Source organism: Burkholderia pyrrocinia, assembly GCF_001028665.1.
GTDB lineage: Bacteria > Pseudomonadota > Gammaproteobacteria > Burkholderiales > Burkholderiaceae > Burkholderia > Burkholderia pyrrocinia.
In genome coordinates this window covers 2,786,788-2,801,506 of the sequence record NZ_CP011503.1, presented here as the reverse complement: position 1 = coordinate 2,801,506, position 14,719 = coordinate 2,786,788, and the positions used below count along the sequence as shown (strand labels likewise).

The 14,719-nt window shown below is 67.9% G+C and carries 15 protein-coding genes; 6 read left to right on the top strand and 9 right to left on the bottom strand.

Annotated elements, in window-relative coordinates; genetic code table 11:
* Positions 1-192: 192 nt before the first annotated feature.
* Positions 193-1,779 carry an acid phosphatase gene (locus tag ABD05_RS12805; RefSeq protein WP_047900446.1) on the top strand — a complete coding sequence of 529 codons (1,587 nt, stop codon included), beginning with the start codon at positions 193-195 and terminating at the stop codon, positions 1,777-1,779.
* Between the two features lie 103 nt (positions 1,780-1,882).
* On the opposite strand, the gene ABD05_RS12800 is transcribed toward ABD05_RS12805, so the two are convergent.
* The 6 genes from ABD05_RS12800 to ABD05_RS12775 all read right to left on the bottom strand — a co-directional run bounded on the left by ABD05_RS12800 (position 1,883) and on the right by ABD05_RS12775 (position 7,618).
* Positions 1,883-3,364, bottom strand: coding sequence for an alginate export family protein (locus ABD05_RS12800; RefSeq protein ID WP_047900445.1), 1,482 nt, complete (start codon positions 3,362-3,364; stop codon positions 1,883-1,885).
* Between the two features lie 74 nt (positions 3,365-3,438).
* Positions 3,439-4,134, bottom strand: a complete 696-nt coding sequence (locus tag ABD05_RS12795; protein ID WP_047900444.1) for a YoaK family protein — start codon at positions 4,132-4,134, stop codon at positions 3,439-3,441.
* Complete coding sequence (locus ABD05_RS12790; RefSeq protein ID WP_047900443.1) at positions 4,131-5,045, bottom strand: VOC family protein; 915 nt, start codon at positions 5,043-5,045, stop codon at positions 4,131-4,133. Before ABD05_RS12790 ends, ABD05_RS12795 begins: the two co-directional genes overlap by 4 nt.
* 26 nt (positions 5,046-5,071) lie before the next feature.
* The gene (locus tag ABD05_RS12785; protein ID WP_047900442.1) at positions 5,072-5,533 is read right to left on the bottom strand and encodes a DoxX family protein; all 462 of its coding nucleotides are present in this window, start codon (positions 5,531-5,533) and stop codon (positions 5,072-5,074) included.
* A 1-nt stretch (position 5,534) separates the two neighbouring features.
* Positions 5,535-7,430, bottom strand: coding sequence for an amidohydrolase (locus ABD05_RS12780; protein WP_047900441.1), 1,896 nt, complete (start codon positions 7,428-7,430; stop codon positions 5,535-5,537).
* A gap of 20 nt (positions 7,431-7,450) precedes the next feature.
* Positions 7,451-7,618 (bottom strand): DUF1427 family protein, encoded by a 168-nt coding sequence (locus tag ABD05_RS12775; protein WP_047900440.1) that lies wholly within the window; start codon positions 7,616-7,618, stop codon positions 7,451-7,453.
* 139 nt (positions 7,619-7,757) lie between these two features.
* Between ABD05_RS12775 and ABD05_RS12770 the strand changes: the two genes are divergently transcribed.
* Positions 7,758-8,681, top strand: coding sequence for a LysR family transcriptional regulator (locus ABD05_RS12770; RefSeq protein ID WP_047900439.1), 924 nt, complete (start codon positions 7,758-7,760; stop codon positions 8,679-8,681).
* Positions 8,682-8,703: 22 nt separating this feature from the next.
* Here the strand turns inward: ABD05_RS12770 and ABD05_RS12765 are convergent, their stop codons facing one another.
* Positions 8,704-9,390 carry a hydrolase gene (locus ABD05_RS12765; RefSeq protein WP_047901195.1) on the bottom strand — a complete coding sequence of 229 codons (687 nt, stop codon included), beginning with the start codon at positions 9,388-9,390 and terminating at the stop codon, positions 8,704-8,706.
* Between the two features lie 278 nt (positions 9,391-9,668).
* Here ABD05_RS12765 and ABD05_RS12760 point away from each other — a divergent pair, with 278 nt between their 5' ends.
* Genes ABD05_RS12760 through ABD05_RS12745 form a run of 4 tightly spaced genes read left to right on the top strand, consistent with a single transcriptional unit; the run spans position 9,669 to position 12,903 of the window.
* Positions 9,669-9,932 carry a XapX domain-containing protein gene (locus tag ABD05_RS12760; protein WP_047901194.1) on the top strand — a complete coding sequence of 88 codons (264 nt, stop codon included), beginning with the start codon at positions 9,669-9,671 and terminating at the stop codon, positions 9,930-9,932.
* A gap of 25 nt (positions 9,933-9,957) precedes the next feature.
* A complete protein-coding gene (locus tag ABD05_RS12755) occupies positions 9,958-11,538 on the top strand; it encodes a cation:proton antiporter (protein WP_047900438.1) in 1,581 nt (526 codons plus the stop codon).
* 47 nt (positions 11,539-11,585) lie between these two features.
* Complete coding sequence (locus tag ABD05_RS12750; protein WP_047900437.1) at positions 11,586-11,978, top strand: OsmC family protein; 393 nt, start codon at positions 11,586-11,588, stop codon at positions 11,976-11,978.
* 31 nt (positions 11,979-12,009) lie between these two features.
* Positions 12,010-12,903, top strand: coding sequence for a pirin family protein (locus ABD05_RS12745; protein ID WP_047900436.1), 894 nt, complete (start codon positions 12,010-12,012; stop codon positions 12,901-12,903).
* A 54-nt stretch (positions 12,904-12,957) separates the two neighbouring features.
* Here the strand turns inward: ABD05_RS12745 and ABD05_RS12740 are convergent, their stop codons facing one another.
* Both ABD05_RS12740 and bcsG read right to left on the bottom strand, forming a co-directional pair.
* The gene (locus ABD05_RS12740; protein ID WP_047900435.1) at positions 12,958-13,155 is read right to left on the bottom strand and encodes a hypothetical protein; all 198 of its coding nucleotides are present in this window, start codon (positions 13,153-13,155) and stop codon (positions 12,958-12,960) included.
* Positions 13,137-14,702 carry a cellulose biosynthesis protein BcsG gene (bcsG, locus tag ABD05_RS12735; RefSeq protein ID WP_047900434.1) on the bottom strand — a complete coding sequence of 522 codons (1,566 nt, stop codon included), beginning with the start codon at positions 14,700-14,702 and terminating at the stop codon, positions 13,137-13,139. The genes ABD05_RS12740 and bcsG overlap by 19 nt, the downstream gene beginning before the upstream one ends.
* Positions 14,703-14,719 lie beyond the last annotated feature (17 nt).

Below are 14,719 nucleotides of genomic sequence, written 5' to 3'. Positions count from 1 at the left end.
GCCGGAGCTTATGTCAGTTCCGTGACCGTCGCATGACGTTCCACCGACAGTCAATTGAAAGCACCCCTACACCCGCCTGTCAAATGGGTTCCAGATAATGCGCGCAGCCGGTCGGCGCCCGGCGCCCTACCGCGCCGACCCTACGCCAACCCGGTTCCCACACGCGACCAACGACGAAAGAGAGAACATCGCATGAAGAAGCACGCCTGGATTCGCTACACGCCGATCGCCCTCGCGGCCGCGCTCAGCCTGACCGCCTGCGGCGGCGACGACGTCACGCAACAGGGCCTGTCGGCCGTCAAGAACGTTGTCGTGATCTACGCGGAAAACCGCAGCTTCGACAACCTGTACGGCAACTTCCCGGGCGCGAACGGCCTGCAGAACGCAACGGCCGCGAACTCGGTGCAGAAGGATCGCGACGGCTCGACGATGGCGACGCTGCCGAAGGTCTGGGGCGGCCTGACCGCGACCGGCATCACGCCGGCCGTCACCGAGGCGATGACGGCGAACCTGCCGAACGCGCCGTTCGCGATCGACGATCCGAAAGGCTTCAACCAGTCGATGAGCATCGCGACGCGCGACATCGTGCACCGCTTCTACCAGGACCAGATGCAGATCAACGGCGGCAAGAACGACATGTACGCCGCGTGGACCGATGCGGGTGGCCTGACGATGGGCCACTACACGCCGGATCCGTCGAAGCTGCCGCTGTGGAAGATCGCGCAGCAGTACGTGCTCGCCGACAACTTCTTCATGGGCGCGTTCGGCGGCTCGTTCCTGAACCACCAGTACCTGATCTGCGCGTGCGCGCCGTTCTACGCGAACGCGAACACGAGCCCCGCGGCCGGCAAGATCGCCGTGCTGAACGCGGACGGCAAGTCGCTGAAGGTTGCCACGAACTCGCCCGCGTCCGCGCTGAGCGGCCCGCCGAAGTTCGTCAACGACGGCGCGATCACGCCCGACTTCTTCGCGGTCAACACGATGCAGCCGCCGTATCAGCCGAGCGGCAACAAGGCAGCCACGGGCGGCGACCCGCTGCTCGCCGACCCGGCCAATGCCTCGACGATGCCGGCGCAGACGGCGACCAACATCGGCGACCTGCTGACCAGTGCGAACGTGACGTGGGCATGGTATGGCGGCGCGTGGGGCCAGGCGCTGCAGGCGAGCCAGAACGGCACGTCGAACGTGATCTACGGCGCCGACCTGTCGACGCCGAACTTCCAGCCGCACCACCAGCCGTTCAACTACTTCGCGAACCAGGCGCCGGGCTCCGCGAACCGCGCGCAGCACCTGCTCGACGGCGGCGCGAACGGCGCCGAGTTCATCAAGGCGATCGACGCCGGCACGCTGCCGCAGGTCGCGTTCTACAAGCCGCAGGGCAACCTGAACGAGCACCCGGGCTACACGGACGTCACCTCCGGGGACCAGCACATCGCCGACGTGATCGCGCACCTGCAGGCGAGCCCGCAGTGGAAGAACATGGTCGTGGTCGTCACGTACGACGAAAACGGCGGCTTCTGGGATCACGCCACGCCGCCGACCGCCGACCGCTGGGGTCCGGGCACGCGCATTCCGGCGCTGATCGTGTCGCCGTATTCGAAGAAGGGCTTCGTCGACCACACGCAGTACGACACGGGCTCGATCCTGCGCTTCATCACGCGCCGCTTCTCGCTGCCGCGCCTCGCGGGCCTGCAACAGCGCGACGACGCGCTGAAGGCCAACGGCGCGCAGCCGATGGGCGACCTGACGAACGCGCTCGCGCTGTCGCCGAACCTGTAACGGCATCGCGCCGGACGGGCCGGCGGCGTTGCCGGCCCGGACGAACGAAGGGCGGCCTTGCGGCCGCCCTTTTTCCATGGGTGCGCGTTGCCGCGCCCGTTCGTCACCAGCCGTACTTGAGCTCGACGCCGACATAGTCGGCGTTGTGCCCGCCCGCCTGCCGGATCGCGTCGCCGACCTGGAAATGCACGGCCTCGACCGCGCCGATCAGGTTCGCGGCGATCGTCCAGTCCGCACGCAGCTGCACGTACATCCCCGTCCACAACCCGCCCTTGCCGGCCGTGCCCGGCACCACGGCATTGCCCTGCTGGTAGACGGCGTCGCCGGTCGTCTCGCGCCACTGGAAACCGAGCGCGCCGAGCAACGACAGGTTCGACGACGGCTTCAGCGTCACCGACGGCTTCACGTGGATCAGGTTCGAGTAACCCGTGTAGCCGGCAAGCGTGAAGTAATAGCCGTTCGGGAACAGCGGATTGAAGGTGCCGACGCGGCCGTCGTGCGGATGCCGGTCGCCCGACGCCGCGTCGACCTGCAGCGCGACGCGCGGCGACCACGGCGCGTCGAGCCGGTAGCCGGCGATCGAACCGACGGCCCATGCGCGGATCGAGCTGCTGCCGACCGTGCCCGTCTGCAGCATCGTTTCGAGATCCCAATCGAAGCGGCCCTGCGTGCCCGTGTAGCGTACGTCCCACACATCGCGGCGCTCGGCGCCGCTCGCGTCGAGAAAACGCGCGTTGCTGCGGTTGTAGCGCGACCAGTAGCCCGACAGGTCGCCGGGCCCGACCGACTGCCGCTCGACGCGCACGCCGCTGAACGTGAGGTCGCGGTTCGACACGTCGTCGAACGCGGACACGGTGCGGTTCTGCACCGGCTGCGTCGCGTATGCGATGAAGCGCCATTTCTGGTATTCGTAGTCAGCCCACACCGCATCGAACGCCTGCCGCACGTTCGGGCCGTCACGCGCGGCGATGAAGCGCTGCAAATCGAACGCCATCTCCTGGCGGCCGACGCGGAACTTGAACGTGCCGCCGCCGAGCGCACCCGTGTAGGTCGCAAACGCCTGTTCGAGATCGAGCGGGTTCTTGTCGACCGGCGTGATCGTGTTCTTGCCGAACGCGCGGTCGTCCTGCAACTGCACGAAGAACTGCCAGTGCTGGCCGAGATGCGCATCGGCATGTACTTCGACACGCTGGATCAGGTATGTATCCGATTGCGCGGAGCCGATGCCGAACAGCGGCGCGTTGTTGCTCTCGACGCGCTCGCGCAGGTTCACGCCGAGCGACAGATAGGAGGCCGGATCGTTGCCGAGCGGGATGTATTTCAGCCCGTCGAGCGGCGCGCGCGGCACGCATGGATTCGCGAGCACCGACCAGTCTTCCTGCCAGCGGTTGAACAGCACGGTCGGCCGCTTTGCCGTGCACGTCGATGCAGGCGCGCTGTCGGCTGCCGCCGATACCGTCGCCGTGTCCGCGAACACCGCATCGGCACCCGCGAGCAGCAGCCCCGCGACAACCGACGCGCGGGCGACCCGGTCGAAGCGGCTGCCTCGTGTCGTCGCGGTACGCCGCCCGCTTGTCGCGGCCATCCGCCCGCGACCACGTGCGTCGGTCCGGCCCGCTCGCCCCGCGCGGTCGCGACGCGCCCCTCCACGCCACACGATCATGCATGCTCCTGCGTAACGGTGCGGGCGGACATCCCCGCGCATGCCGCCAGCACCGCGAGCGCACCGGCGGGCACGAGCAGCGCCCAGAACCCGACATGGCGAAAACCCAGCGCGCCGCATATCGCGCCGAGCGCGAACGCGACAATCGCCGGCAGCATCTTCGCGAAGCGCGCGCGTGCCGTCGCGCGCACGCTGTCGGCCGTGCCGGCGGACAGCATGTCGACGACGTCGAGGATCGCCTGCGTGACATTGCCGGTCATCACCGTGTTCGGCACGCCGGCGCGCGCGATCACGCGCGGATGCGCGTTCTGCACGCCCATCGCGAACGTGCCGACGATGCCGGCCAGCAACACCGGCAGGCTGTCGGATTGCGTCACGGGCGTCGCCCATACGCCGGCCGCGCAGAAGCCGAGCAGCAGCACGGCCTGTACCGCATGCAGCACGCGCGTGCCCTGCCATGCGGGCCGCCCGGCAAGCGCGCGCGCAATCAGGCTGCTCGCGACGACGCCGCACACGAACGCGGGAAACACGCTGAGCTTCAACAGGATGCCCTGCCCGAACCCCGCTACGCCCGCGCCGATCAGCACGAAGTTGCCGGTCACGTGCGCGGTGAACAGCCCGAACAGCGCGACGAAGCTCAGCGTGTCGACGAAGCCGGCCACCGCGGCAAGGATCGTGTCTTCGTGCTTCATCGTGCCGCGCTCGCGTGGATCTCGGCGACGTAGCCGCCCGGGAACCGGACCAACGCCGCGTCACGCCCGTCCGCGGTGTACGACGGCACGAGCACGTTCACGCCCGCGGCCTGCGCCTTCTTCAGCGTCGCGGCCAGGTCGGACACTTCGTAGCCGGTCATCTCGCGTCCGTACGGGTACGGCAGTTGGCCGTCGGTCACGAGCACGGTCATCTTGCCGAAGCCCGACGTGATGCGAATGCGGCGATAGGTATCGTTCGGCCGGCCGATCTCGATGCCGGGCGCCTTGAGGTTGTCGGACACCACCTTGCCGTTCGAGAACTTGACGAAATCGTGGACGAACTTGCGCACGCTCTGCGGCGACACATACACGCGATTCTCGGGGATGGTCTGCAGCGCCTCGTAGTTCGGCGCCTGCGTGTGCCAGTAGAGCTGCATCTTCACGCCGCCCGTCCACGCGATCACCGCATCGCGGCCGATCGGATCGGGGAACGTGTCGACGATCACTTCCGCGCCGTGCTCGCGCGCCACCTTCATCGCCGCGTCCATGTCGGTGACGAGATAACCCGTGCGCTCCGCGCCGAACGGCCAGGGCACCGGCGTCTTGAAACCGAACACGGAGATCGTGCCGGACGGCGTGAAAACGAGTTGCGACATCGTCTGGCTCGGAGTTGGCGTGACCTGGAACACGCCCTGCTTCGACTTGCTGCCGCCGAACGTCGCGACAAAGCTGTCGGCGAAGCGATCGAAATCCTCGGGTGCCACGTACACGTGCGTCGTGTCGTATTGCGGCCCGACGGCAAGCGTCGGCGTGGCCGCCGGCGGCACGGGCGGCTTCGCGAACGACGCCGGCGCCGCGACGAGGCCGGCGGCGATCGCAAGCGCGAGCAAAGCGGAACGAATCGTTTTCATCACAGGATTTCCTTGTTGTTTCATCGTCATCGTGTGGCACGGCCGTCGCTGGCCGGGTGCTTCGCATCGGCGAGCAGCGTCGCGAGCACGAGTGCGGCGATCAGCCCGAGATGCTCGAAAAAGCTGTTGAGCGCCATGAAATGCTCGGCGCCCGTGCGGTTCCAGAAATCGTTCGCCACCGCCATCGCGACCAGCGTCAGCATGCCGAGGCTGCCGGCGCCGAGCCACGTGAAGCGTCGAAACACCACGCACAGCGAGCCGGCGATCTCGACCGCGATCGCAAGCGCCGCCCAGAGCGCGGCCGGATGCAGGCCGAAATGCGCCTGTTCGGCGACCGCACCGTCGAAATCCAGCGCCTTCGCGACGCCGCCGATCAGGTAGGCGGATACCAGCGCGAGGCGCACGAGCGGCAGGACCCACGGCTGCACCAGCAGCGCGCGGACCCACGCCGGATTGTCGAAGCCGCCGGAGTTGGTCGAGGCCGCCATGTCAGACCGCCCAGCACGAACAGCCGAACGCGCCCCAGAAGCCCTTCGCATCCGACGTCGGCAACGCGCGGCCCCATGCGCTCGCATGCGCGTGCGCGTGTACGTTGCACGCGCTCGCGCAGCCGCACGTCGCGGCAGCGGCAGCGGCCGCACGCTGCAGCGGCGCGCCGTTGCGCTGCGTCGCGCCCCAGCCGCCATAGCCGCCGTACTCGCGCACGGGCGACCAGTCCGGCATCGCGGGCGGAATCGGCGCATCGTGCGACGCGAACGGCCCCGCACCCCATACGATCTTTCCGCCAACTACCGTCAGCAACGCGGTCGTGTCGACGATATCGTCCTCCGCACATGTGAAGAAATCGCGATCCGGGACCATCAGGTCGGCGAGCTGCCCGACCGCGATGCGCCCTTTCTTCCCTTCCTCGTTCGAGAACCACGTCACGTATTCGGTCCACATCCGCAGCGCGGTCTCGCGATCGAGCAGGTTGCGCTGCGGGTACATGCGCAAGCCGCCGACCGTCTTGCCCGTCACGAGCCACGCGAGCGACACCCACGGGTTGTACGACGCGACGCGCGTCGCGTCGGTGCCGGCAGAGACCTTGAGCCCCTTGTCGAGCATCTTCGCAACGGGCGGCGTCGCTTCGGCTGCCTGCGCGCCGTAGCGCTCGACGAAGTATTCGCCCTGGTACGCCATCCGGTGCTGCACCGCAACGCCGCCGCCCAGCGCGGCGATGCGGTCCATCGATTGTTCGGAGATCGTTTCCGCGTGGTCGAAGAACCAGTTCAGGCCGGCAAGCGGGATGTCCTTGTCGACCTTTTCGAACACGTCGAGCGCGCGGCTGATCGTTTCATCATAGGTCGCATGCATGCGCCACGGCCAGCGGTTCTGTGCAAGCACGCGCACGACGCCTTCGAGATCGTCCTCCATCTGCGCCGGCAGGTCCGGGCGCGCGACGCGGAAGTCCTCGAAATCGGCCGCCGAGAACACCAGCATTTCTCCCGCGCCGTTGTTGCGGAAATAGTCGGTGCCGTCGTGATACTTCGTGCTCTTGGTCCAGTTCACGAAGTCTTCCTTCTCCGCATTCGGCTTCTGCGTGAACAGGTTATATGCGATCCGGATCGTCATCTCGCCCGCGTCGTGCAGCTTGCGGATCACTTCGTAATCGTCGGGATAATTCTGCGAACCGCCACCCGCATCGATCACGCCCGTCACGCCGAGACGGTTCAGTTCGCGCATGAAGTGGCGCGTCGAGTTGTACTGGTATTCGAACGGCAGCTTCGGTCCCTTCGCGAGCGTCGCGTAAAGGATCGTCGCGTTCGGGTTCGCGAGCAGCAGCCCGGTCGGGTTGCCCGCGGCGTCGCGCAGGATCGTGCCGCCCGGCGGCTCCGGCGTGTCCTTCGTGTAGCCCACCACGCGCAGCGCGGCCGCGTTCAGCAGCGCGCGGTCGTACAGGTGCAGGATGAACACCGGCGTATCGGGCGCGGCCGCGTTGAGTTCGTCGATCGTCGGCAGCCGCTTCTCGGCGAACTGGTGTTCGGTGAAGCCGCCGACCACGCGCACCCACTGCGGCGCGGGCGTGATCGCGACCTGCCGCCTGAGCATCTCCATCGCGACGGCAAGCGAACGCACGCCGTCCCAGCGCAGCTCCATGTTGTAGTTCAGGCCACCGCGAATCACGTGCGTATGGTTGTCGATCAGGCCCGGCAGCACGGTGCGGCCGTCGAGGTCGACGACCTTCGTCGCGCGGCCGGCGAGCGGCACGATGTCCGCGTTGCCGCCGACCGCGACGAAGCGGCCGTCCTTGATCGCGACGGCGGTCGCGACGGGGTTCGCACGATCGAGCGTCGTGATGCGCCCGTTGTGCAGGATGAGATCGGGTTGAGTGTCGGTTGCGCTCATCAATTGAGTCCTCGATGCAATCAGAAGCCGAGCCAGTGACGGACCGGTGCGATGGCCCCTGCGCCGATCAGCATGCCGGCCAGCCCGACCAGTGCAATCAGCGGCGGTGCGGGCGAGCGCACCTTGATCACGCTGTACACGACGCCGATCAACACGCCGGCGCCCAATGAAACTAGATACGATTCCATACGATCCCTTCCGACTGGATTAGAATGACCCGCATTGCCGCCTGCCCGGGCGCCGAGCGCCGAGCGCCGGGCGCCGGGCGCCGGCGGCGCGATCCGCTGTCGCCGAATCCGCTACGCTTGCCTGCCACGCTTTCCAGCCATGCAACATCTTCCCGATCTCGAAGCCTGGGCCATCTTCGCGCGCGTCGCGGAGACCGGGTCGTTCGCCAAGGCCGCCGACCTGCTCGGCATCACGCAACCGACCGTGTCGAAAGCGATCGCGCGCCTCGAAAAACGCCTGGGCTCGATGCTGCTGTACCGCACGTCACGCAAGCTGTCGCTCACGCCGACCGGCGAGCTGCTGCGCGATCGCGCGATCCGGCTGCTCGCCGACGCCGAGCTGATCGAAGGCGAGGCGTCCGCGCACGCGCTCGAACCGCACGGCCTGCTGCGCGTGAACGCGCCGATGTCCTACGGCCTGTGCAATCTCGCGCCGCTGCTGCCCGCGTTTCTCGAGCGCTATCCGCGCGTCGACGTCGACCTCGTGCTCACGGACCACTTCGTCGACATCGTGTCCGGCGGCTTCGACGTCGCCATCCGGATCGCCGAACTGAACGATTCGTCGCTGCGCGCGCGCCGCCTGTGCGCCGTGCGCCGGCCGCTCGTCGCATCGCCTGCGTATCTCGACCGGCGCGGCCGGCCGACCCATCCGAGCGAACTCGACCAGCACGTGTGCCTGACCTACACGAACATACCGACACCCGAATACTGGCGCTTTCGCCACACGGCGTCGGGCGACGAATTCGGCGTGCCCGTGCGCGGGCGCATCCGCGCCAACAACGCCGACGTCCTCTGCCCTGCGCTGATCGCCGGCCACGGTCTCGCGTTGCAACCGGCGTTCCTGGTATGGGATGCGCTGCAAAGCGGCGAGCTCGAGGAAGTGATGCACGACTGGAAAATCCCCGACATCAACGTCAACCTCGTCACGCCGCCCGGCATGTTGCGAGCGGCGCGTGTGACGGCCCTGCTCGACTTTCTCGTCGAGAATCTGACAGGTGCGCCGTGGGCACTGCCGCCCGTTTGAACATGCGGCGGCACGGGGCCCGTTACTTCGCCGGAACCGGCGCGAGCGACTCGTGCGGCGTCGCGGTGCGCTGTTCGGCCTTGTGGACCATCGTGTACGCGTAATCGACGCCCATCCCGTACGCGCCCGAGTGCTCCTTCGCGATCGCCATCACGGCGTTGTAGGTGTCGCGGCGTGCCCAGTCGCGCTGCCACTCGAGCGCGACCTGCTGCCACGTGACGGGCACCACGCCGGCCTGGATCATCCGTTGCATCGCGAAGTCGTGCGCGTCCTTCGACGTGCCGCCCGATGCATCGGCCACCATGTAGATCTCGTAGTCGCCCTCGAGCATCGCGCAAAGCGCAAACGTCGTATTGCAGACTTCGGTCCACAGGCCCGACACGATCACCTTCTTGCGGCCGTTCGCGGCCAGCGCGTCGCGCACCTTCTGGTCGTCCCACGAATTCATCGACGTGCGTTCGAGCGTCTTCTGGTTCGGAAACACGTCGAGCAGTTCGGGATAGGTGTAACCCGAGAAGCTTTCGGACTCCACCGTCGTGATCGTGGTCGGAATGTTGAAGGCCTTCGCGGCCTTCGCGAGCCCGACGACGTTGTTCTTCAGCGTCTGGCGATCGATCGATTGCACGCCGAACGCCATCTGCGGCTGCTGGTCGATGAAGATCAACTGGCTGTTCTGGGGAGTGAGGACTTCAAGCTTGGGGTTGCTCATGGCGCGAATCATCCTTTGGACAGGAAACGTTAAGGCTTGCCTCGAATGCAAAAGCACGAGGAGCCGACTGTGCGTTGCCCGGATCTGCGTCTTCCGGTTGCAATCATTTAATCGGAAAAATCGCGGTGCGAACATCCAAGAAACGGAATCGATCGAATTCCGAAAGAGAGGTCTGGCAAGGGCAATCCGCCCTTCTTTTCCGCACGTAAACCCGATACGCTTCCAGCACATTGAAGGCGCGCCATTCGCCCCCGACCAGCCTATCACGAGAGATTTTCATCACGAAACCGTATTTTCTGTCGCTGCTCGCCGGTATCCTCGCCGGTGCCATCTACGGCGCGCTCGGCGTGAATTCGCCGGCGCCGCCGATCATCGCGCTCACCGGCCTGCTCGGCATGCTGGCCGGCGAACAGATCCTGCCCGTCGCGCGCCGGATGCTTTCCGGACACCGGCTGAATACCGCGTGGCGCGACGCACAATGCAGCCAGCACATGTTCGGCGCGCTGCCGGGCGGCGCCGCGAACGACCGCAAGCCGTCGTGATGCACGCCATCGCCGCAGGCCGCGCATGACCAACGTCGAGCTGTTCCACTACCTGCTGCTGTTGATCTGCGGCGCGGGCGCGCTCACGTGGCTCGCCGAACGGATCTCGATTCCGCCGGCCGTCGTGCTGCTGCTCGGCGGCTGCGTGGTGGCGATCGCCGGCAAGCGCGTGCCCGACATGGACCCGGCGCTGCTGCTTGCGGCCGTGCTGCCGCCGCTGCTGATGTCGAGCGGGTTCTATACCGCGTGGAAGGAATTCAGGCAGGAGCTCGCATCGATCGCATCGCTCGCGCTCGGCGCGGTGGCGTTCACGACCGTCGCGGTCGCGGTGGCCGTGCATGCCGCGAACCCGGCGCTGCCGTGGGCCGCGTGCTTCACGCTCGGCGCGATCGTGTCGCCGCCCGACGCGGTGGCCGCGAAGGCGATCCTGCAGCGCTACCCGCTGCCCGCGCGGCTCGTCGCGGTGCTCGAAGGCGAAAGCCTCGTCAACGATGCGTCGGGCCTGCTGCTGTACCAGATGGCCGTGTCGGCCGCGCTCGCCGTGTCGATCACGGCCGCGAGCGCCACCGGCCTGTTCTTCTCGCTCACGCTGATCGGCATTGCGGTCGGCCTCGCGTGCGGCCATGCGATGTGCTGGGTGCTGCCGCGCCTGCGCGACCCGATGCTCGGCATCGTCGTGACCTTCGCGATGGCATGGGGCAGCTATGGGATCGCGGAAGCCGTCGACGGCTCGGGCGTGCTGTCGGTGGTGACCTGCGGCCTCGTGCTCGGCGTGCGCCAGCATCGCGTGTTCGACGCCGACCTGCGGATCAAGGCGAAGGCGACGTGGGAAGCGATCGTGTTCGTGCTCGATGCGCTCGTGTTCATCCTGATCGGTCTCGCGCTGCATGCGATCCTCGCGCGCGTGAACCACGAAGGCGCGGTGCTGATGGCCGGCCTGCGCGTCGCGCTGCCCGCCACCGCCGCCGCGATCGGTGCGCGCGTCGTGTGGGTGTTCGTCGCGATGTGGCTGCCGGGCCGCCTGCGCGCGCCGCGCGCGGGCCACGCGCCGTGGTCGTGGCGCGAGGCCGTCGTGCTCAGCTGGTCGGGCATGCGCGGCGTCGTGAGCCTCGCGGCCGCGATCGCGCTGCCGAGCAACTTCCCCGGCCGCGACCTGATCCTGTTCAGCACGTTCCTGCTGATCATCGCGACGCTCGTCGTGCAGGGCGGCACGCTCGCGCCGCTGATCCGCGTGCTGAAGCTGCGGCCCGCCGCGCGGCACACGATGTCCGAGCATGCGGCGCGCGCGCATACGTTCGGCGCGGCGCTCGCCGAACTCGACGCGCTCGAGCAGCGCGGATCGAACCTCGAGCGCCCTTCGCTCGATCGCCTGCTCGCCGAATACCGGAACCGCGTTACGTTCAACGAACGTGCGCATCGGCACGGCGCCGAACCGGCCGACATGCGCGCGCGGATGCTGCGTGTGGAACTCGAACTCGTCGGCGTGTCGCGCCAGGCGCTGCTCGACCTGCATCGCGACGGCAAGGTCGACGATACGGTGCTGCACCGGATCGAATCGGAGCTCGATTTCGAGGAACTGCGGCTGCAGCGGCTGCTCGAACCGTAACGTCCGGCCACGCCGCCGGCCCTCCCCCTTTCCCCTATGGAACTGCAATGAGCGAACTGTCCGTCGAAGCGAGCATCGGCTCGGTCGATTACCTCGTCCACTTCAGCGATGGCGTCCACCAGTGGCGCGCCGACGAACCGGCGTCGCTCGGCGGCGGCGATGCGGCGCCGACGCCCGTCGCGCTGCTGCTGTCGAGCCTCGGCGCCTGCACCGCGATCACGCTGAAAATGTATGCGCAACGCAAGGGCTGGCCGCTCGCCGAAGTGCACGTGAAGCTCGCGCACGAATCGGGCAGCGCGGGCAGCACGATCGTGCGCCGCATCACGCTCGAAGGCGACCTGTCCGGCGAACAACGAGAGCGCCTGCTGCAGATCGCGAACGCGTGCCCGGTACACAAGATCCTCACGCATCCGATCACGATCGACACGGCGATCGCCTGATCGCTTCCGCATCGAACACGAGATCCCCACCATGTCCGCATCGATCAAGACCCTGCTCACGCCGCGCGAAAGCGACATCGGCAACCTCGTCGTGCGCCGCGTGCTGCCCGCTCGCGCCGCACGCCTCGTCGGCCCGTTCATCTTCTTCGACGAGATGGGCCCGGCCGTCCTGCCGGCCGGCCGCGGCATCGACGTGCTGCCGCATCCGCACATCGGGCTCGCGACCGTCACCTACCTGTTCGATGGTTCGCTGATGCATCACGACAGTCTCGGCTTCCGGCAGAAGATCGTGCCCGGCGACGTGAACTGGATGACGGCCGGCCGCGGCATCGTGCATTCGGAGCGTTCGCCCGACGAAGATCGCCCGCACGACCAGCCGGTCCACGGGATCCAGACCTGGGTCGCGCTGCCGGTCGAGCACGAGGACACCGCGCCCGCGTTCGTCCATCATCCGGCCGACACGCTGCCGTCGTTCACGCGCGACGGCGCGAGCGTGCGCGTGATCGCGGGCACCGCATTCGGGTTGACGTCGCCGGTCGACGCGTTCTCGCCGACGCTCTATGCGTATGCCGAATTCGCGTCGGGCGGACAACTCGCGCTCGATGCCGAGCACGACGAGCGCGGCGTGTATCTCGTCGACGGCGACCTCGCCATCGACGGCACGCCGCTCGCCCCCGCGACGATGGCCGTGCTCGAACCGGGCGCGACCGTGGCGCTCGCCAGCACGAACGGCGCGCGCGTGATGCTGCTCGGCGGCGCGCACCTGCCGGGCGAGCGTTTCATCGAATGGAATTTCGTGTCGAGCGAGCGCGCGAAGATCGAAGCGGCGCGCGCGGCGTGGGCCGCGCAGACCTTCGGCAAGGTGCCGGGCGAGGAAAACGAGTGGACGCGCCAGCCGGAACGCAGGGCGCGACCGGCAGAATAGGCAGGTTCGCACGCAAGCCAACGACGGCCGGCACGCATGCCGGCCGTCTTTCGTTTACCGCTTCAATGCCATCAGTTTCGCGAGCGTCGGCCAGCGATCGAGCGATTCGATGAACGCGCGGCGCGCCTGCTCGTCGACATAACGCTCAGGATCGAGCGCGGGCAGATGCCGCGCGAGGCCGAGCACGTCGTTCGGCTGCGACAGGCGATCGTCGTCGCCTTCGCCGGGAAGGATTACCGTTCGTCGATCCATACGCCGTCCGGAGTTTTCACCGCGTAACCCGCGGCCGTCTGCATCGTCACCGTGCCCTCGTTCTCGCCGACCATCCGCGTGCGCGGCAGGTCCGCCGCATATTGCGCGAGCGTCGCGCCCGGCTTGAACGGGCTGTTCGACACGAGGTTCGACAGCAGCTGCGCGAGCGCGAGGAAGCTGGCCGGCTGCTCGACCACGGTCGTCGCGCCGTGGTTGCCGGTAAAGCCGACGAGCCGCACGCCGACCGGCCCGTGCACGATGCGCGGCGTCGGGATCTCACGCAGCCCCGCGACCTGGTCCTTGTCGCCGCGCAGCGCGGCGCCGTGCTCGGGCACGAACACGATCACCGCGCGGCGGCCCGATTGCGCGATCAGGTCGGCGAGACGGTCGAAATCGCTCATCAGCTTCGTCACGCGCTGCGGATACGAGTCGATGCTCGTCAGCGAACTGCCGACCACGCGGTTGCCGTCGTGCAGGCTGATCGTGTTGTAGTACAGCGCGACGGGCCCCTGCACCGACGCGCGCTGCGCATACCAGTTCGCGAGCGTGCCGTAGTCCTCCTTGATCGCGGAGCCGTCGAACGCATGCATCGCGACCGGCGCGGCCGCGTTCGAGATCATCGGCGCGCCGGCAGCGCCGATGTTGTCGTGAATCACCTGCAGGAAGTTGTCGAAGTGGCCGTCGTGGTTCAGCAGCGACTGCACCGTGTAGCCGGCGCCCGCGAGTTGCGCGAACAGATGGCACTGCTGCGGCGCGGGCTTGTACAGGTCCTCGTGCGCCTCCTGCCCGCAGCTCGCGCGCAGCACGCGGATCGCCGCCGGGCCGCTGTAGCTCGCGGCGGTGCTGAAGTTCGTGAACAGGTAGTCGAAGTGGCTCAGCATCGGGTGATTGCGCACCTTCGCGGCATCGAGGTCGTCCCACGACAGCGAGCAGACGTGCAGCACGATCACGTCGAACTGCGCGGCCGGATCGTTGCCGAGATGGCCGAACGCGACCTGCCGCTGCGACTCCTGCGCGCGGAACGTCGCGAGCGCGGCGTTGTGGTCCTCGGGCCGGTCGGCGCGCCCCATCGTCGTGGCGCCCGGCGCGTCCGCCTGCTGCGCGGCCGGTGCGACCACGCGCGCCATCAAGCCGCTGCCCGCTTGCCACAGCGGCATCACGACCAGCGCGGCCAGCACGAACGTCGCGACGCGCAGCCAGCGGTTGACGATGAAATAGACGATCAGCGCGCCGACCACCGTCAGCACCAGCACGGGCGGCAGCAGGCGCGGCAGCAGTTCCATCCAGTAGTCGAGACGGAACGTGCTCACCTCGCGCGCGGCCTCGGCCAGGCGTGCCAGCGGCGGCGCATGCAGCTCGCGTGCGAGCAGCGGCACCGCGATCGCGATCGCGGCGACCTGCCGGACGATACGCCACGCACGCTGCCGGAGCCGCGCGCTCGCCGCGAGCGCCACCGCGAACGCCAGGTTCGCGAGCCACATCGGCTGCAGGTGCCCGGTCGCGAACAGCGCGAACTTCAGGATGAAATACAGATTCCAGAACGTCATCTAACCCACTCCATGAT